The organism is Actinosynnema sp. NPDC053489 (genome assembly GCF_044544865.1).
Lineage (GTDB): Bacteria > Actinomycetota > Actinomycetes > Mycobacteriales > Pseudonocardiaceae > Actinosynnema.
Map to the genome: position 1 here is coordinate 315,642 of NZ_JBITXT010000007.1, position 16,884 is coordinate 332,525.

A 16,884-nucleotide genomic window follows, 5' to 3' on the forward strand; every position below is an offset into this window, starting at 1 on the left:
ACCCCGCCCCGTCCCCCGGGGCGGGGTCCTCCGCGTTGTCCGGACGGAACGCGAAGCCGGCGCGTCGGAGGCGCGGCCGTCCCGGGATCAGCCGCGGGGCGGCTGCCAGGTGTCCTCGGACGCGGTGTCGTGGCGGAGGCTGGGGTGCCTGCTCTTGAGCTTCTGGATCTGCGCCTGGGCGTTCCTGATCGTCTTGAGCGCGAATTCCTTGTCCTGGGGGTTCGGGTACCTCCGCCACTTCTCGATGTGAGTCGCGATGGTGTTCCGCTGCGAGGCGATCTTGTCGCGGTCTCCCGCGGTGTTGCTCGGCATGGCCTGGCTCCGATTCGCTTGGACTACTGCACGACGGTGTCGAACTGCACCTTGAGCACGTGTTGGAGGCGCTCCACCACGTCCCGCTGCTCCCGGATGCCGTCGGCCGTGGCGATGCCCTTGGCGTGCGGGGACTCCAGGAAGTTCAACTGGGCCTTGGCCTCGTAGAACTCCATCAGCGCCCGGCGCTTCCGCTTGCGGAACTCGGCCCGGATGGCGATGTCACTCATGAATCCCATCTGTGCTCCCTTGATCGAGAAGCCCTGACCGCCCTGCGTCGTGTTCACCCGACTATCGACACCTCCGCATGGCCGTTACCGCGCGTGATTTCGCACCACTCTCATGGCCTAACACATCAACCGTTCAGAGCAGCTCACAATGAACATCCCTCGGCTTGGGGCAGCGGCGGCGGGGCGCACCACGCGAGTCGCCGGTCGGCTCCCACGGCGTGGACCCGGGGCGACCGGAGGCCGTGTGGTCCGTACATTCGTCCCCGGCGACATCCGAGCACGGGGAGGCGCGGTGCCCGCACGCGTGTTGGACCGGTCCGGTGGCGGGCCCCTCTGGCGGCAGCTCCAGGACGACCTGGTGGGCCGGCTGCGCTCCGGCGAGTTCACCCTCGGCTTCCCCGGCGAGCTGAGGCTGGTCCGCGACTACGGCGTGAGCCGCCACACCGTCCGCCAGGCCCTGCAGCGGCTGCGCGCCGACGGCCTCGTGCTCGCCGAGCGGGGGCGCCAGCCCAGGGTCGCCCCGGCCGCCGACGTCGTCCAACCCCTCGACACCCTCTACAGCCTCTTCGCCTCGGTCGAGGCCGCCGGCCTGGAGCAGCGCAGCGCGGTTCGCGTGCTGGACACCCGCGCGGACGGCGTGGTCGCCGACCAGCTCGGGCTGGAGGGCTCCACCCCCCTGCTGCACCTCGAACGCCTGCGCCTGGCGGGCGGCGAGCCGTTGGCGATCGACCGGGCCTGGCTGCCCGCGGACCTGGCCGGGCCGCTCGTCGACGCCGACTTCACCCGGACCAGCCTGTACGCCGTGCTGGCCGAGCGCACCGGCGTCCGCCTCGACCACAGCCGCGAGACGATCAAGGCCGTCGTGCCGACCGCCGCCGAGCGGGCGCTGCTGCGCTGCGGCCCCGACGTGGCCTGCCTGTCCATCCACCGGCTGGGCCTGGCCGGGGGTCGCCCGGTGGAGTGGCGGCACACGTTGGTGCGCGGCGACCGGTACGCGGTGACCACCGAGTCGAAGGTCTCCCGCTGAACCGATAACCGACATTGCCTCACGTCTCCCGTCGCACGTAATGTACGGACAAATGGCGGGAGGCGGGTGTGGACGTCCACACGATCGAGACGGCGGCCCCGGGTGACCGGGGTTACCCGGTGCACGACGACGGCGAGATCCCGGTCGGCGCGGTGGCGGTCACCGCCGTCGCCGCCCCGGACCACCCCCTGGCCTCCGTGGTGGGGCACGACGGGCGGCGGGGCGCGTTCGCCGCCGGGCACCTGGTCGGCACGGTCGGTTGCGGGCCGGGCTTCACCGCCCAACCGCTGCCGCGGGGCGAGCCGGTGGCCCTCGTCGGCTCCGAGGAGGACGTGCGGGCGGCGATCCGCGACCGGTCCCGCACCGGCGTCGACCGCCCGAGCGCCCCGATCGGCGACCCGGCCGACGACCCCGCGCCCGGCCACCCGGTCGTGCTCCTCGACGTCCGCCGACCCGACGAGCCCCGCGCCGGGATCGCCGCGAGCCTGCCGCACGGCGCGGGCCGCGACGTCGTGCGCCTCGACGACGACCGGGCCGCCGCGGCGGACGCCGGCGTGCCGACCACGGCACCGTGACCGCGCTCGTCCTCGCCCTGCTCGCCGGTGCCGTCGTCGGCCTGGCCCTGGGCGCGCTCGGCGGCGGTGGCAGCGTGCTGGCCGTGCCCGCGCTGATCTACCTCGGGGGGCTGCGCCCCGACGAGGCCGCGACGGCGAGCCTCCTGGTCGTGGTGGTGACCTCGCTGCTCGCCCTGCCCGGGCACGCGCGGGCCGGCGCGGTGCGGTGGCGGCTGGGCGCGGTGTTCGCGGTGGCGGGGGTGGTGCCGGCCGCCGCGGCGGGCGCGCTGGCGCGGCACGTGCCGGCCGCCGTGCTCACCGGGGCGTTCGGCGTCGTGGCGGCGACCGCCGCGGTGGTGCTGCTGCGGGCCCGGGAGCCGACCGCCGACCGGGTCCGCCCGGTCCGGGCCGTCGGCGCCGGGGCGGGGCTGGGCGCGGTGACCGGCTTCCTCGGGGTGGGCGGCGGCTTCCTCGCCGTGCCGGCCCTGGTGGGCGTGCTGTCCGTGCCGATGTCGGCCGCGGTGGGCACGAGCCTGCTGGTGATCGCGGTGAACGCGGGCGCGGCCCTCGTCGCACGCCTCGGCGACGTGACCCTGCTCGACTGGGCGGTGGTCGCGCCGTTCGCCGCCGCCGCGCTGCTGGGCGCGTGGGACGGCAAGCGCCTGGCCGCCCGGGTGCCCGCCACGACCCGGCGACGCGTGTTCGCCGCCGCGCTGCTGGCCGTCGCGGCGCTGATGGCCGTGGACGCGGCCCGGGCCGCCGTGGCGGGGTGACGCGGTGGTGGGCTGACGCGGTGGTGGGCGGCCCCCGGCGGGAGAGGGCCGGGGACCGCCGGTTCACCGGTGGGACGGGTCAGCCGACCTTGCCGACGCCCGCGCCGCTCTGGACCACCGACTTCACGCTGGAGCACGAGTCGAGCGCGTAGGAGTACGGGATGGACTTGACGCTGCCACCCTGGTCACCCGAGCCCGAGTTCACCAGGACGTTGTTGCGCGCCACCAGGTTGGCCGGGTCGGAGTCGCCCTCACCGCGGTGGAACGGGTCCTTGGTGTTCTCGAAGTAGTTGCACTCCACGAGCACGCCGGCCTCCTGGGTGGAAGCCACGCCGTACGACGTCACGCCGCCGTAGTAGTTGTTGTACACGTGGACCGGGTTGCCGAAGCGGACCCGCGGGTGGCGCTGGTTGGTGCCGTCGAACCAGTTGTGGTGGTAGCTGACCCGCAGCTTGCCGCGGTCCTCGCTGCCGTTGTCGTCGCTGTGGCCGAGCAGCATCGTCTTGTCGTGGGAGCTGACCTTGTTCCACGACACGGTCACGCAGTCGGAGGCGCGCTTGATGTCGATCGCGCCGTCGTACCCGTTGGACAGGGTGTTGTGGTCGATCCACACCCGCGTCGAGTACTGGACGTTGATCGCGTCGTCACCCCAGTTGCGGAAGTTGAGGTTGCGGATGACGACGTTCGACGCGCTGGCGACGTTGAGCCCCTGCCCGGTGATGGTCGCGCCCGAGCCGACGCCGATGATCGTCTTGTTCGAGGCGACCTTCGTCATGCTGGACAGGGAGATGGTGCCGGAGACCCGGATGGTCTGCGTGGTGGTGGACTTCGCGGCGTTGGTGAACGACGTGGCGTCGCTCACGGTCACCGTGCCACCACCGGCACCACCGGTGGTGCCACCGCACTGCGTACCCCAACCTTCGAGGTTGAACGACGCGGCGCCGGCCGCGGGCGCCATGACCGCGGACGCGGCCAGGGCCGTGGCCGCGAACAGCGCCCGGGAGATCTTGCGGGACATGCGGTTTCCTCCATGCGACTGTGGATGAAAAGGGAACCGGCGGCGGGTTGCGACGTGGCGGCGACCGAGGGGTTACACCGGACTCACCACCTCTCCGCGGTGTGCTTGCGGATGTGCTCGACGTCGAACTCGTCGCCCAGCCCGGGAGAGGGCGTCAGGGTGACGTGGCCGTCCGCGTCGAGGGGATCGGCGATCGCGAGCCGGTGGGGCGGCACGCGGTCGAAGTCGTGCAGCGGGTGCAGCAGGCCGCGCTCGTACCAACGGCCGTTGTCGGTGCCGCCGAGCACGGCCAGGCTGGCCGAGCCGTCGCCGTGGATCTCGCAGTCCACGTTGAACGCCTCGGCCAGGTGGAGGGCCTTGACCGTCGGCGAGATGCCGCCGACGTCGGTCGGCCCGGCGCGCAGGATGTCGCACGCGCCGGAGGTCAGCCACTCGGCGCGGGTGTGGTGCTTGCCCCACGCCACCTCGGGCCCGATCACCGGGATGGACAGCTGCTCGGCCAGCCACCGGTAGGAGCTGATCGACGCCTCCTCCATCGGCTCCTCGAACCAGTAGAAGTCCAGCGCCTCCAGCGCCCGGCCCAGCTCCAGCGCCTCGGTGCGCGAGTACCAGTGGTTGGCGTCCAGCATCAGCGCCACGTCCGGCCCGACCGCCTCGCGGACCGCCTCGCAGGCCGCGATGTCGGCCTTCACGCTGGGCGCGCCGGGCACCGGCGGCATCCACGTGTGCAGCTTGATCGCCCGGTAGCCCCGCTCCACCAGCTCCTCGGCGAACGAGGCGTAGTCGCCGGGCGTGCCGAGCCCGCCGGGGAGCTCGTCGCCGCACATGGTGCTGGCGTAGGCGGGCACGCGGTCGCGCGCGCCGCCGAGCAGCTTCCACACCGGCAGCCCGGCCATGCGGCCCACCAGGTCCCACAGCGCCGTGTCGACGTAGCCCAGCGCCCGGTCGGTGAACCGGCCGTGCGAGCCGCGCTGCTTGCGCGCCATCTTCCGCCACAGCCGCTCGCGGTCCCACGGGTCCGCGCCGATCAGCACGGGCTTCACGATCGAGTCGAGCACGGCGGGCCGCAGCTGGTCGGGGTGCACCAGCACGCGCCCCACGGCACCGTCGGAGTCGGTGATCTCCAGCAGCGCCTCGCGGACCTCGTGCTCGGCGCTCGGGTGCCGGTGCCCGTGCGGGTCCACCGCGGTCCACGCGGTGGTCGTGAACACCGACACCTCGACGCGCTCGATCATTTGCGGTCCTCCCACTCCTTCTGCGCCTCGGTGAGCTTCTTCGCCACGTCGTCCAGGAACTGCTGGGCGCTCAGCTCGCCGAGGAGCACCTTCTGGTACTGGGGCTCGCTGTCGGCCTTGGTGATCGACGAGTACTGCGGCAGGTACACCGGCGCGGGCACGAGCACCGTGGCCGGGTCCTCCAGCACGCCGAGCGCCATCTTCACGTGCGCGGCCTTGTCGATCCACGCGGCGCCGCGCACGTCGGTGTTGGCGGGGATCTGGCCGACCTTCTCGTTCCAGTAGCTGTTGGACTCCGCCGAGGTGAGGAACTCGGCGAACTTCCAGGCCGCGTCCTGGTGCTCGCTGTTGTTGAACACCGCGAAGCCGTCGGTCGGGTTCGGCACGACGGTCCGCTTGCCGCTCGGGCCGACCGGCAGCGGGATGGCGGCGACCTTGTCGCCCAGGGCCTTGGTCACGTCGCTGTAGGAGCCGAGGTTGTGGTGCATCATCGCGACCGAGCCGCCGGTGAACTGGGCGATCATCTGGGTGAAGCTGTTGTTGACGTCGGCCTCGGGGGTGGCCTTCTTGTAGAGCTCGGCCACCTTGTCGACCAGTTCGGCGTTGCCCTTGTCGGCCAGCGTGCTCTGGCCGTCCTTGAAGAAGTTGTCCACGCCGGAGTACGCGTACGCCTCGGTGATGAGCTGGAACACCGAGCCGGCGCCGCCGCGGATGGTGTAGCCGTACCTGTTGGCCGCCGCGTCGGTCAGCTTCGTGGCCGCGGTGATGAACTCGTCCCAGGTCTTCGGCGGCTCGATGCCGGCGTCCCGGAACCAGTCCGCGCGGTACCAGATGATGTCCATGTTGGCCGACGACGGGACGAGGTAGAGCTTGCCGTCCGGCGCGGTCTGGCGGACGGTCTCCACCAGCGAGGGCAGCAGCTTGTCCTTCAGCGCGCCGCCGTTGACGCGGTCGTCCAGCGGCGCCAGCGCCTCCTGGCCCACCAGGTGCGCGAGGTAGGAGGTGGTGACGCCGCCGACGTCGGGCGTCTCGCCGCCCGCGATGGCGGTGTCGTACTTCTGCTGCACCGACGCGCTGGGGATGCCGACGTACTCGACCTTGATGGTCGGGTTCGCCGCCTCGAAGCGGGAGATCAGCTCCTTGTAGATCGGCTCGCGGGCGGGACCGCCGTTGTTGTCCCAGAACGTGATGGTGACGTCCCCGTCGCCGCCCGCACCTCCCCCCGACGAGCAGGCGGACAGCGCCAGGGCGGTGGCGGCCACGGCGACCAGCAGTTTTCTCATGATGCTCCCTATCCCTTGACAGCCCCGGCGCTGAGCCCCTGCACCAGGAACCGCTGCACGACGGCGAAAACCAGGACCACCGGCACGGCGGCGACCACGCCACCGGCGGCGAGTGCTCCGAAGTCGGTGTTGAACTCACCCAACGTGTAGCTCAGGCCGACCGGCAGGGTGAACTTGTCCTGCCGGGTGGCGAACATCAGCGCGAACAGGAAGTTGTTCCACGCGCCGATGAACGCGAACGACCCGACGGCCACCAGGGCGGGCTTGAGCTGCGGCAGGACCACCGCGAAGAACGCCCGCGGGCGCGAGCAGCCGTCCACCATGGCGGCTTCCTCCAGCTCCACGGAGATGTTGCGGATGAAGCCGCTCATCAGGATCAGCGACAGCGGCAGCTGGAACGCCACCTCCGCGACGACCAGGCCGGTGATGGTGTTGAGCAGCCCCAGGCCCTTGAAGATCACGAACAGCGGGATCAGCATCATCGCGCCGGGGATGAACTGGCTGCACAGCAGCGCCAGCAGGAACACCCGCTGGCCGCGGAAGCGGAAGCGCGCCAGCGCGTACCCGCCCATCACCGACAGGACGGTCACGAACACGAGCACGCCCAGGCCCATGACCACGCTGTTGTAGAAGAAGACGCCGAACCCGATGTCGTTCCACACCGTGTCGAAGTGCTCGAACGAGATCGGCCACGGCACGAGCTGCGTCGAGCCCGACGGCCGCACCGCGAACACCAGCATCCAGTAGAACGGGACGAGCGTGAACAGCAGGTACAGCACCAGCGGCACGTGGATCATCCAGCGCTTGCCGGGCTCCTCGGCCACCGCACGGCGGCGGCGCCGGCGCGGTGGCGGCGCGTGCGTGGTGTCGACGACCTCGCGCACCAGGGTGCCGGTCTTGCCCAGGGTCTCGGTCATGATCGGCTCCCGAACTTCGACAGCCGCAGGTAGGCGATCGAGAAGAACAGCAGGATGAGGAACCCGGCGACGGTCAGCGCCGAGCCGTACCCGAAGTTGTGCGAGTCGACGGCCTGCCTGGCGACGTACAGCGGCAGGGTGGTCGTCTGGTTGGCCGGACCACCGCCGGTTAGGGTGTAGATGAGGTCGACGTTGTTGAACTCCCACACCGCGCGCAGCAGCGTGGACAGGATGATCGCGTCCTTGAGGTGCGGCAGGGTGACGCTGGTGAAGCGCCGCCACCGGCTCGCCCCGTCCACCGACGCGGCCTCGTAGAGGTCCTTGGGGATGCTCTGGAGGTCGGCCAGCAGCAGGATGGCGAAGAACGGCACCCCGCGCCACAGCTCGGTCACCACGAGCGCGTCGAACACCGTGTCGGGGTTGCCCAGCACCGAGGTGCCCGGCGAGCCGACGCCCCACTGCGAGAGCACCTGGAAGACGCCGGTCGACGGGTTGAGCAGCAGGATCCAGATGCCCGTGGTCAGCACGCCGGACACCGCCCAGGGCGAGAACACCAGCGCCCGCGCCACGCCCCGGCCGACGAACGTCTCGTTCACGATCAGCGCGAGCACCAGGCCGAGCAGCAGTTGCAGGCCGACCTCGACGAACACCCACTTGGCGCTGAACGCGAGGCTCTGCCGGAACAGCTCGTCCTCGAACAGCATCCGGGTGAAGTTGTCCAGCCCCGCGAAGCCGTTCTTCCACGGTTGCGTGACGTTGTACCGCTGGAGGCTGTAGTAGACGACGCTCCCGATCGGGTAGACCAGGAAGACCGCCATCAGCACCAGCGTCGGTGCGATCAGGGCGTAGGGCGCCCAGGTGCGGGTCCTCATGCGGGGTTCCAGTCGCCGAGGTAGGCGCGCCGGGTGTGCTCGGCGGCCTGGTCGGCCGTGAGCAGCGGCCGGTCCGCGCCCGGCGTCGCGCCCGGACCGGAGTTGCGGTACTCGGCGAACCGGGCGTCGCGCCAGGAGAAGCCGGACATGTCGGTCCACGGCGCGGTCTTCACGGCGGCGGGCAGCTCGGTGTCGCGGACGACGACGGAGGCGACGGCGTCCGGGTCGCCGCCCGGGTGCCACGGCCGACCGAGGTGGTAGGTGCCCGCCGGGGCGTCGCTGACCACGGTGGAGTTCATGATCAGGAAGCCGTGCGGGTTGTCGCGCCGGGTGCTCGCGGCGGTGAGGTAGCCGTTGGGGTCGCCGCCCCGGTCCAGCGCCCGGATGGTCACCTGGTCGAAGACGGCGGTGGCGCGGCCGAAGATGAAGTCGACGTCACCGGCGATCTCGCCGCCCCGGTAGTACTGGCGGGCCCGCGTGCCGACCGCGCGCGTGTCGGCGTACAGGGTGTCCTGGTGGCCGAGGAAGCGCACGCGGTCGTAGTGCTGCCGGTCGCCGGTCGCCTTCACCGCGACGGCCTGCGTGGCGGTGATCTCCGGGTGTGCGGCCCGGTCGAACGAGTTGCTGAACGTCAGGTCGCGGGCGGTGAAGCCGTCCGCCTCGATCGTGGCGGTGGCCGATCCCGTGGTGCCGAACGTCGTGCCGTCGGGCTTCCGGGTGCCGCTGGCGTTGTCGTAGTCGACGACCACGTCGCGGGCGGTGCCGGTGGAGCCCTTGAGGGTCAGGTCGGTCTTGCTCGCGGGGACCCGGACCACCTCGCGGTACACGCCCTTGCCGATGGTGATGGTGGTGCCCGGCGGCGCGGCGTCGATCGCGGCCTGCACCGTGTCGAAGTCCGTGCCCTTGGCCACGTGGTAGCGCTCGCGCTGCTGCGCGCCCGCCTTGAGGTTCTTCACCCGGGAGGTCGGTTCGAGGCCGCGGGTGAGGGTCGGCGTCCACCCGGCGTCGTCGGCGAGCCGCGCCGTCGGGTTGGCGGCGTTGAACGCGTCGAGCGCGTCGACCGGGCGGTCGTCGACCAGCGTGCCGACCTCGGTGACGGCCGTGCCGCCCCAGTTGCGGACGAGGGTCTCGACCGAGCCGCCGTTGGCGAGCTTGACGTAGTTGTTCTCCACGTACAGCGCGGACTGCACGCCCACGCCCCAGGCGTAGACGAAGGTCGGTCCGGGCTCGTAGAGGTTGTTGTAGACGTGCACCTTGCCGAAGCGGACGCGGGGCAGGCGTTCCTCGGTGTTGCGGAAGACGTTGTGGTGCACCGAGATCCGCAGCTTGCCCGGGTCGGTGGTCGAGGTGTTGGACGAGCCGATGAGCATCGTCTTGCCGTGGTCGGAGAACAGGTTGTACGAGGCGGTGACCAGGTCGGTGCCGCTGGTCATGTCCAGCGAGCCGTCGTGCTGCTGGTAGGGGCGGCCGAAGTGGTCCGGCGCCGCGCTGTCCGGGTAGGGCTGGTCGGTGAACGTGTTGTGGTCGACCCACACGTTGGTGGCGCGCTGGAGCGAGACCGCGTCGTACTCGGAGTTCCAGTTGCCGGTCGCGCCGTCGGTCGGGTCCCACTGCGGGAAGCAGTCGCGGGTGTCGCGGAAGGTGAGGTTGCGGACGATCACGTTGCTCGCGCCGTGGATGCGGAGGTTCGCGCCGGTCAGGCCCGCGCCGCGGCCGTCGCCGACGATCGTGGTGTCGGAGCCGACGGTGAACCCGATGGCCTCCGCCTGGCGGCGGGCCGACGCCGCGCGGGCGTCCTCCAGCGGTCCGCTGGGCTCGGTGTCGCGGCCCCAGACCGCGGGGTCGTAGGCGGCCAGGTAGCCCGCGAGCGTGTAGCCGTCGGTGGCGTAGGTCGAGCAATCGGCCCGGACGTCGATCACGCCGCGCACCTTGATCAGGCGCGGCGCGGGCGCCGCCAGGGCGGCCCGCAATTCCGCCGCCGTGCGCACGACGTGCTCGGTGGTGGCGGCCGAGCCGCCGGTGGTCCCGGTGCCGCTCGAACCCCAGCCGTCACCGGGCTGGAGGACCTGTCGCCCCAGGTCGGTGCCTGCGTGCGCGGGTGCCGCCGCGATCACGCCGAGGGCGCAGGAAAGCACGAGCGCAGTACTGAGTATCCGCATGACGAGGGGCCTTCCGCGGCGAATTTGTTCATAAATGTGAACACGTTCCAGAAGTGCGAACAGAGTATTGCGAAAGTGTCCGCCACACGTCAACGACGTAACTTCGATCGATGGCCGTTCGACCTCTGTTCGACCACAGCGTTCGACGGAGCGTCGAATTCGAGTCGATATCGACGGGGCGACCGGTCGCGGACCCGGGCACGACGCGCAGCGCCCCCGACCCTGGCGGGACCGGGGGCGCTGCGCGTGCGGGGTGGTGACGTCATCGCGGGGACGTCATCGGTCCGGTTTGGACGGTCACCGCGCCAGGGGCGGTTACTGCGCGGCGAGGTCCCGCGCCGGTGCCGACTTCACGTGCCGCGTCGCGTCGTCGGCCGGCACCTCGAACGCGTCGGCCTCGATGCCGGCCACCGCCGGCTCGGCGACGCCGCGCGGCCGCAGGTCGAGGCGCAGGGAGTCGGTCCGGGACCACGGGGCGGCCTTGGACGCGCCGCAGGAACCGCCGAGCGCGACCCGGGACAGCGCGGAGGCGACGTTGGGCACGTGCCCGCCGCCGTTGCACCCGATCACCGGCACGAACGCCCGGGTCACGCTGAGGGTGCCGCAGGAGTCATGCCAGTCCCCCAGAGGTGGAAACCGACCGGGTTCCCCCGCCTGTAGACCGATCGGTTTCCATTCGCCGACCGCCCCGGTAACCTGCGGGGATGACCACTCCACGGGACCGGCTGCTCGACGCGGCGGGCGAGCTGTTCTACCGGGAGGGCGTCGGCGTGGGCGTCGACGCCCTGTGCAAGGCCGCCGGTGTCTCCAAGCGCTCGATGTACCTGCTGTTCGACAGCAAGGACGAGCTGATCGCGGCCAGCCTCGACCGCCGCGCGCCGGACTACGACGCCGCGCTGCTCCCCCGCGACGGCGGCACGCCCCGCGAACGGGTCCTGCACGTGTTCCGCGCGCAGGACGACCTGGCGGGCCGACCGGGCTACCGCGGCTGCCCCCTGGTCGCCACGGCCACCGAGCTGAAGGACGTCGACCACCCGGCCAACGCCGTCGCCCGCCGGCACAAGCAGGGCCTGACCGACTTCTTCGCCGCCGAGCTGCGCGCGGCGGGCGCGGCCGACCCGGGGACGTTGGCCGCGCAGCTCACCGTGGTGTTCGACGGGGCGGCGGCACGGGCCGTCGTGCGCGCCGAACCGCTGGGCGGGCTGGGCGTCGCCACCGCGACGGCGCTGCTCGACGCGGCCGGCGTGACCTGAGCCGGGCGGGCCCTCAGCCCGCGGCCTCCCGGTCGGCGCGCCACCGCGCCACCACGTGCTCCACGTCGAACGGCATCAGGTTCAGCGGCGGACCGGACATCGGCTTGCGGATCGCCTCGACGATCTTCGCGTTGACGTCGGCCAGGATCGACCGCACCTCGGCCTCGGTGCGCGCCCGCCCGGCGGCCTCCCGCGCATCGGCGGCCTCCTTGCGCAGCAACAAGGTCGGCGGCAGCGCGGTGCCCTCCTCGCGGCGCAGCTTCTCCTTGACCCACCACAGCTCGTCGTGCGGTTCGCGCAGGCCCTTCAGCGGCTTGCCCGCACCCGCCAGGCCCTCGAACTCACCGCGGTCCTGCGCCTCGCGGATCTGCCGCTCGATCCACGTCTCGAAGCCGACACCGGCCGGTTTGCGCTCGGTCACGACGCACCACCCCGCCACCGAGCATACCGGCGGTCAGGGCGTCAGCCGGGCGGCCCGCTCCACCAGGTAGCGCCGCTCGGGCAGGCTGGTGGTCCGCGCGGCGGCCGCCCGGTAGTGCGCCGCCGCCCGCTCCGCGTCGCCCGCCATCTCGTGCAGGTGGGCGCGCACGGCGTCGACGCGGTGGTGGCCGGGCAGGCGCCCGTCCAGCGCGTCGACCAGCTCCAGCCCGGCGGCGGGGCCGTGCACCATGGCCACCGCGACCGCGCGGTTGAGCGACACGACCGGGTTGCCGGTCATCCGCTCCAGCAACCCGTACATGCCCAGGATCTGCGGCCAGTCGGTGTCCTCGGCGCGTGCCGCGTCGTCGTGGAGGGCGGCGATGGCGGCCTGGAGCTGGTACTCGCCGATCGCGCCCCGCTCGACCGCCGCCAGGATCAGGTCCGCGCCCTCGGCGATGAGCGCCCGGTCCCACCGCGACCGGTCCTGCTCGGCCAGCGGGACCAGCGCGCCGTCCGGACCGGTGCGCGCCGACCTGCGGGCGTCGGTGAGCAGCATGAGCGCCAGCAGGCCCGCCACCTCCGGGTCGGCGGGCAGGCGGGCGTGCACGGCCCTGGCCAGGCGGATCGCCTCGCCGGAGAGCTCGGTGCGGTGCAGCGAGCCGCCGGAGCTGCTGGTGTAGCCCTCGTTGAAGACCAGGTACAGCACGTGCAGCACGGACCGCAGCCGGGCCGCGAACTCCGCGGGGTCGGGCAGGGCGAAGCTCGCGCCGCGCAGCTTCTGCTTGGCCCGGGTGATGCGCTGCGACATGGTCGCCTCGGGCACCAGGAACGCGTGCGCGATCTCCGCCGTGGTCAGGCCGCCGACCGCGCGCAACGTCAGCGCGATCGCCGAGGCGGGCGTCAGCTCGGGGTGGCAGCACAGGAACAGCAGCACCAGCGTGTCGTCCCGGTCCACCGCGTGACCGGGCGGCGGCTCGCGCGCCACCTCGTCCTCACGGCGGCGGCGGGCGGCCTCGGCCCGGACCAGGTCGGTCATCCGCCGCTCCGCCGCCCGCAGGAGCCAGGCACCGGGGTTGTCCGGCACGCCGGCCGCGGGCCAGTGCCGTGCGGCGGCCAGCAACGCCTCCTGCACCGCGTCCTCGGCGAGCGCGAAGTCGCCGGACCGGCGCGCGAGCACGCCGAGGACCCGCGGCGCGCACTCGCGCAGCAGGTCCTCGACGGTCGGGCTCACAGGTCCGGCGGGGTCGGCGCGGACATCAGCTCGCGCACCTCGATCGGCTGGCCGAGCGGCACGCCGCCGGGACCGGGCGCGGCCGACGCCTTCGCCGCGATCTCCAGCGCGCGCTCCGGCGTGGTGTCCACCACCCAGTAGCCGGCCAGCATCTCCTTGGACTCGGGGAACGGGCCGTCGGTGATGACGGGCGCGCCCGAGCCGGTGTGGGTCACCGTCTTGGCCAGCTCCGGGCTCGCCAGGCCCTGGCCGTCGACCAGCTCGCCGTTCTCGGTCAGCTCGCGGCCCAGGGCCTGCTGGAACCGGATGTGCTCGGCGAAGTCCCGGGGCGGCCACTGGTCGATCGGGACGTCGCAGTTGGCGGTCGGGCCGTAGTGCATCAGGAGCAGGAACTTCGCCATTTCGGACTCCTCGGTGGTCGTGCGCCCATCTTGGCGCTTCCACCCCGTTGACGGAGCCGCGGCGGCGATCCCTACGTCACGACATGTGACCTGCGTCACATACTCCTGGTCCTCGCGGTCACGCCCCGTGCGGGCGCGACCGCGAGGTCCGGTTCAGGACAGCGTGCAGATCGGCGGGGACGGCACCCAGCCGGTGGCGTCACCCGAGCCGTTGAAGCCGACCTTGATCGTGCCCGCGGGCGGGATCGCGCCGTTCCAGGACGCGTTGGAGACGGTCACGGTGGTGCCGCTCTGGCTGAACGTGCCGCTCCACCCCTGGGTCACCGCCATCCCGGCCCTCAGGTCGAACTGGACGCGCCAGCCCCGGGTGGTGGACACCCGGCCGTTGCGGATCTCGATCTCCGCCGAGAACCCGCCCGGCCACTGGTTGGTGACCCTGACGAGCACACCGCACTCGGTCGGCGGGATCGTCGTGGTCGTCGTCCCGGTCGTGGTCGTGGTGGTTGTCGTTGTGGTTGTCGTGGTTGTGGTGGACGTCGTGGTGGAGGTGGGCGTGGTGCCGTTGAGGGCGGCCACCACGGCCGGGAACCACCGGTCCGCGATCTTGCGATCGCCCGACGCGTTCGGGTGAACACCGTCGTAGGTGTCACCGGCGGTGGCGAACCCGGTCCACTGGTCGACCACCGTGACCGGCGACTGCGCCGTCGACTTGCCCGCCGCCCAGCCGGGGATCGCCGCGTTCAGGTCGATCACCCGCTGGGGGCACTCGGCGCACGCGCTCGCCGCCATCGGGATGATCTTGGCGACGAGCACCTTCATGCCCGGGTTGTTGGCGCGCATCTGGTCGACCAGCTTGCCGTAGGCGGCCAGGATGGTCGCGGTGGACCGGTTGCTCCAGACGTCGTTGGTCCCGAAGTGCATGAGCACCACGTTCGGGTTGGTGGCGCCCAGCCACCCGACGAGCTGGTTCTGGTCGGCCACCGCCGTGACCAGCGCGCCGCCGTGGCCCTCGTTCTCGCCGTCGTAGGCGAAACCGCAGCCGTCGCCGGCGCGGGTGCCCACGAAGTCGATGTCCGTGTGCCCGGCCGCGCGCAGGTCGCGGTCCAGCAGGGCCCGCCAGCAGCCCGGCGAACCGGTGATGGAGTCGCCGAGCGCCATGATCCGCGTGGGCGCGGCGGCCTCGACCGCCTGGCCCGGTGCGGCCACGAGCACGCCGACGAGCGTCGCCAGGGCGGCCAACAGCGCCGCGAGCGCGGTCTTCCTCGTCATCGTCAGCTCCTAGGCCGTCGTGCAGGTGGCGCCGTTGAGGGTGAACGCGGTGGGCGCCGGGTTGGCGCCGTTCCACGAGCCGATGAAGCCGAAGCCGACCGAGCCGTTCACCGGGATGTTCGCGGTGTAGGAGACGTTGGTCGCGCTCAGCGTCGCGCCGGACTGGGTCGTGGTGGCGCCCCAGGACTGGCTGACCGTCTGGCCGTTGGCCCAGGTCCAGCGCAACGTCCAGCCGTTCACCGCGGCGGAGCCGGTGTTGGTGATCTTCACGTCGCCCTGGAAGCCGCCCTGCCACTGGCCGGTGACCTTGTAGGTGACCGCGCACGACCCGCCGCCGCCACCGGCCTGCGTGGTGACGTTCACCGTGCCGGAGCGGGTGGAGCGGTTGCCCGCCGCGTCCCGCGCGTAGACCGCGAACGCGTAGGCGGTGGCGGGGGTCAGGCCGGTGATGGTGGCCGAGGTGGTGGTGGAGCTGCCCGCCGCGGTCTCCGCGGTGCCGTTGACCCGGACGACGTCGTAGCCGGTGACGCCGACGTTGTCGGTCGAGGCGGTCCAGGACAGCGTGACGCCGGTGGACGTGACGCCGGACGCGGTCGGGGTGCCGGGCGTGGACGGCGGGGTGGGGTCGGTCGGGGTCGTGCCGCCGTAGACGCTGGCCTCGCGGGAGGTGGCCTTGATGCCGTTCGCGCCGTTGACCGCGCGCTGGCCCCAGGTGGTGAGCTGGGCGGCGTTGAAGCCGGTCACCATGTCGAGGTACTCGACGCCGCCGCCGTTGCCCGACCAGGACCACGCCAGGTAGCCCAGCTTGAGCGACTGCGCGGTGGCGAAGATCGTGTCCTCGTCGGGGTCGCCGTCGGAGTGGTTGTTGCCGAACTCGCCCACCACGATCGGCAGCTTGGCCGTGACGAAGGCGTTGAGGTAGCTGTTGACCTCCGCCGCGGTGTCGAACACGCCGTACATGTGGATGGAGAAGACGGTGTTGCGCTGCGGGTCGGCGGCGAAGACGGAGGCGGCGTTGTCGCGCATGGTGAACGACCAGTCCTGGCCCCAGTTCGGCGCGTCCACCATGATCGTGTGCTGGAAGCCCGCGGCGCGCAGGGACGTGATGGCGTCCTTGGTGGCCTGCGTCCAGCCGGTGTAGCCGGTGTTGCCCCACGGCTCGTTGCCGATGTTCAGGATGACGTACTTCTCCTGGCCGGCGAGCGCGCTCTGGACGCTCTTCCAGTACTCGACCGCGCGCGCCAGGGTGATCGCGCCGCTCTGCTCCTGGTAGCCCGTGGTGTCGTGCACCTCCAGCACGCAGATCAGCCTGTTGGACTTGCACTGGTCGATGACGTTGGCGACGTCGGCGGCGTTGTTGAGCGTCCACCGGTCGCCGGAGCTGAGGACCACGCGGACCGTGTTCGCGCCCGTGGCCTTGATGTCCTTGAGCGCTTGGGTGGTGCGGTCGGCGTACCAGGTGTGCGCGTGGTTCACGCCACGCATCACGAAGTCGTTGCCGTTGGCGTCGAGCAGACGCCCGTTGGCGACGGTGAACCCGGCCGCGGCTTGCGCCGGCACCACCGTCAGCAGTGACAGGACCAAGGCGGCGACGGCGGCGCCAACCAAGGCGAATCGCTTGCGCATCGAAGTACCTCGCGTAGTTGTCGACGTTGACGTAGCGAGCGCAGGGCAGCGCGCCTGCCCGCGGCAGGCCCCAACACCAAAGCAATTAACCGCTTAAGTGTCAACGCCCACCCACCACGTGCGCCGCATCCCCAAACCGCGAGAGTCCTACGTCCAAGACGCGAGAGTCCAACGCTCAGGACAGGTGAATTCAACGCTCAGAACGTCCGACCTGCGGTTTTGGCGAGCGAGGCCACCGTTGCGCGAGCGTTGAACTCACGACGCGCGAACGTAGGACTCTCGCGGCCCGAACGTAGGACTCTCG

General features: G+C 71.8%; 18 protein-coding genes. 4 read left to right on the top strand and 14 right to left on the bottom strand.

Going from position 1 to position 16,884, the window contains the following annotated elements; genetic code table 11:
- Positions 1–87 precede the first annotated feature (87 nt).
- Both ACIGNX_RS18615 and ACIGNX_RS18620 read right to left on the bottom strand, forming a co-directional pair.
- Complete coding sequence (locus ACIGNX_RS18615) at positions 88–312, bottom strand: hypothetical protein (protein ID WP_396541569.1); 225 nt, start codon at positions 310–312, stop codon at positions 88–90.
- A gap of 23 nt (positions 313–335) precedes the next feature.
- Positions 336–551 carry a hypothetical protein gene (locus tag ACIGNX_RS18620; protein ID WP_396541571.1) on the bottom strand — a complete coding sequence of 72 codons (216 nt, stop codon included), beginning with the start codon at positions 549–551 and terminating at the stop codon, positions 336–338.
- A 283-nt stretch (positions 552–834) separates the two neighbouring features.
- Between ACIGNX_RS18620 and ACIGNX_RS18625 the strand changes: the two genes are divergently transcribed.
- The 3 genes from ACIGNX_RS18625 to ACIGNX_RS18635 all read left to right on the top strand — a co-directional run bounded on the left by ACIGNX_RS18625 (position 835) and on the right by ACIGNX_RS18635 (position 2,896).
- A complete protein-coding gene (locus ACIGNX_RS18625) occupies positions 835–1,569 on the top strand; it encodes a GntR family transcriptional regulator (RefSeq protein ID WP_396541573.1) in 735 nt (244 codons plus the stop codon).
- A gap of 68 nt (positions 1,570–1,637) precedes the next feature.
- Positions 1,638–2,144: a hypothetical protein gene (locus ACIGNX_RS18630; RefSeq protein ID WP_396541574.1), complete on the top strand. Its 507-nt coding sequence runs from the start codon at positions 1,638–1,640 to the stop codon at positions 2,142–2,144.
- On the top strand, positions 2,141–2,896 hold the full coding sequence (locus ACIGNX_RS18635) for a TSUP family transporter (RefSeq protein WP_396541576.1): 756 nt from the start codon (positions 2,141–2,143) through the stop codon (positions 2,894–2,896). Before ACIGNX_RS18630 ends, ACIGNX_RS18635 begins: the two co-directional genes overlap by 4 nt.
- A 79-nt stretch (positions 2,897–2,975) precedes the next feature.
- Here the strand turns inward: ACIGNX_RS18635 and ACIGNX_RS18640 are convergent, their stop codons facing one another.
- The 7 genes from ACIGNX_RS18640 to ACIGNX_RS18670 all read right to left on the bottom strand — a co-directional run bounded on the left by ACIGNX_RS18640 (position 2,976) and on the right by ACIGNX_RS18670 (position 10,971).
- On the bottom strand, positions 2,976–3,914 hold the full coding sequence (locus ACIGNX_RS18640; RefSeq protein WP_396541578.1) for a polysaccharide lyase family 1 protein: 939 nt from the start codon (positions 3,912–3,914) through the stop codon (positions 2,976–2,978).
- A gap of 83 nt (positions 3,915–3,997) precedes the next feature.
- Complete coding sequence (locus tag ACIGNX_RS18645) at positions 3,998–5,149, bottom strand: enolase C-terminal domain-like protein (protein ID WP_396541580.1); 1,152 nt, start codon at positions 5,147–5,149, stop codon at positions 3,998–4,000.
- The gene (locus ACIGNX_RS18650; RefSeq protein ID WP_396541582.1) at positions 5,146–6,432 is read right to left on the bottom strand and encodes an ABC transporter substrate-binding protein; all 1,287 of its coding nucleotides are present in this window, start codon (positions 6,430–6,432) and stop codon (positions 5,146–5,148) included. Before ACIGNX_RS18650 ends, ACIGNX_RS18645 begins: the two co-directional genes overlap by 4 nt.
- 8 nt (positions 6,433–6,440) lie before the next feature.
- On the bottom strand, positions 6,441–7,349 hold the full coding sequence (locus ACIGNX_RS18655) for a carbohydrate ABC transporter permease (RefSeq protein ID WP_396541584.1): 909 nt from the start codon (positions 7,347–7,349) through the stop codon (positions 6,441–6,443).
- Positions 7,346–8,221, bottom strand: a complete 876-nt coding sequence (locus ACIGNX_RS18660) for a carbohydrate ABC transporter permease (protein WP_396541586.1) — start codon at positions 8,219–8,221, stop codon at positions 7,346–7,348. Before ACIGNX_RS18660 ends, ACIGNX_RS18655 begins: the two co-directional genes overlap by 4 nt.
- Positions 8,218–10,380, bottom strand: coding sequence for a pectinesterase family protein (locus ACIGNX_RS18665; RefSeq protein WP_396541588.1), 2,163 nt, complete (start codon positions 10,378–10,380; stop codon positions 8,218–8,220). Before ACIGNX_RS18665 ends, ACIGNX_RS18660 begins: the two co-directional genes overlap by 4 nt.
- A gap of 315 nt (positions 10,381–10,695) precedes the next feature.
- The gene (locus ACIGNX_RS18670; protein ID WP_396541590.1) at positions 10,696–10,971 is read right to left on the bottom strand and encodes a hypothetical protein; all 276 of its coding nucleotides are present in this window, start codon (positions 10,969–10,971) and stop codon (positions 10,696–10,698) included.
- 113 nt (positions 10,972–11,084) lie between these two features.
- Between ACIGNX_RS18670 and ACIGNX_RS18675 the strand changes: the two genes are divergently transcribed.
- A complete protein-coding gene (locus ACIGNX_RS18675; protein WP_396541592.1) occupies positions 11,085–11,633 on the top strand; it encodes a TetR/AcrR family transcriptional regulator in 549 nt (182 codons plus the stop codon).
- Positions 11,634–11,646: 13 nt separating this feature from the next.
- On the opposite strand, the gene ACIGNX_RS18680 is transcribed toward ACIGNX_RS18675, so the two are convergent.
- The 5 genes from ACIGNX_RS18680 to ACIGNX_RS18700 all read right to left on the bottom strand — a co-directional run bounded on the left by ACIGNX_RS18680 (position 11,647) and on the right by ACIGNX_RS18700 (position 16,580).
- Positions 11,647–12,054, bottom strand: coding sequence for a DUF1992 domain-containing protein (locus ACIGNX_RS18680; RefSeq protein ID WP_396541594.1), 408 nt, complete (start codon positions 12,052–12,054; stop codon positions 11,647–11,649).
- A gap of 33 nt (positions 12,055–12,087) precedes the next feature.
- The gene (locus ACIGNX_RS18685) at positions 12,088–13,284 is read right to left on the bottom strand and encodes an RNA polymerase sigma factor (RefSeq protein ID WP_396541596.1); all 1,197 of its coding nucleotides are present in this window, start codon (positions 13,282–13,284) and stop codon (positions 12,088–12,090) included.
- Positions 13,281–13,685: a YciI family protein gene (locus ACIGNX_RS18690; protein WP_396541598.1), complete on the bottom strand. Its 405-nt coding sequence runs from the start codon at positions 13,683–13,685 to the stop codon at positions 13,281–13,283. The genes ACIGNX_RS18685 and ACIGNX_RS18690 overlap by 4 nt, the downstream gene beginning before the upstream one ends.
- A 153-nt stretch (positions 13,686–13,838) precedes the next feature.
- Positions 13,839–14,954 carry a cellulose binding domain-containing protein gene (locus ACIGNX_RS18695; RefSeq protein ID WP_396541600.1) on the bottom strand — a complete coding sequence of 372 codons (1,116 nt, stop codon included), beginning with the start codon at positions 14,952–14,954 and terminating at the stop codon, positions 13,839–13,841.
- A 9-nt stretch (positions 14,955–14,963) separates the two neighbouring features.
- A complete protein-coding gene (locus ACIGNX_RS18700) occupies positions 14,964–16,580 on the bottom strand; it encodes a cellulase family glycosylhydrolase (RefSeq protein ID WP_396541602.1) in 1,617 nt (538 codons plus the stop codon).
- Positions 16,581–16,884: the final 304 nt, after the last annotated feature.

Bases quoted from the DNA above. Each gene is read 5' to 3' on its own strand.
- ACIGNX_RS18690 (WP_396541598.1), bottom strand. From the start codon at position 13,685: ATGGCGAAGTTCCTGCTCCTGATGCACTACGGCCCGACCGCCAACTGC.
- ACIGNX_RS18660 (WP_396541586.1), bottom strand. From the start codon at position 8,221: ATGAGGACCCGCACCTGGGCGCCCTACGCCCTGATCGCACCGACGCTG.
- ACIGNX_RS18675 (WP_396541592.1), top strand. From the start codon at position 11,085: ATGACCACTCCACGGGACCGGCTGCTCGACGCGGCGGGCGAGCTGTTC.
- ACIGNX_RS18700 (WP_396541602.1), bottom strand. From the start codon at position 16,580: ATGCGCAAGCGATTCGCCTTGGTTGGCGCCGCCGTCGCCGCCTTGGTC.
- ACIGNX_RS18615 (WP_396541569.1), bottom strand. From the start codon at position 312: ATGCCGAGCAACACCGCGGGAGACCGCGACAAGATCGCCTCGCAGCGG.
- ACIGNX_RS18665 (WP_396541588.1), bottom strand. From the start codon at position 10,380: ATGCGGATACTCAGTACTGCGCTCGTGCTTTCCTGCGCCCTCGGCGTG.
- ACIGNX_RS18640 (WP_396541578.1), bottom strand. From the start codon at position 3,914: ATGTCCCGCAAGATCTCCCGGGCGCTGTTCGCGGCCACGGCCCTGGCC.
- ACIGNX_RS18695 (WP_396541600.1), bottom strand. From the start codon at position 14,954: ATGACGAGGAAGACCGCGCTCGCGGCGCTGTTGGCCGCCCTGGCGACG.
- ACIGNX_RS18650 (WP_396541582.1), bottom strand. From the start codon at position 6,432: ATGAGAAAACTGCTGGTCGCCGTGGCCGCCACCGCCCTGGCGCTGTCC.
- ACIGNX_RS18655 (WP_396541584.1), bottom strand. From the start codon at position 7,349: ATGACCGAGACCCTGGGCAAGACCGGCACCCTGGTGCGCGAGGTCGTC.
- ACIGNX_RS18620 (WP_396541571.1), bottom strand. From the start codon at position 551: ATGGGATTCATGAGTGACATCGCCATCCGGGCCGAGTTCCGCAAGCGG.
- ACIGNX_RS18645 (WP_396541580.1), bottom strand. From the start codon at position 5,149: ATGATCGAGCGCGTCGAGGTGTCGGTGTTCACGACCACCGCGTGGACC.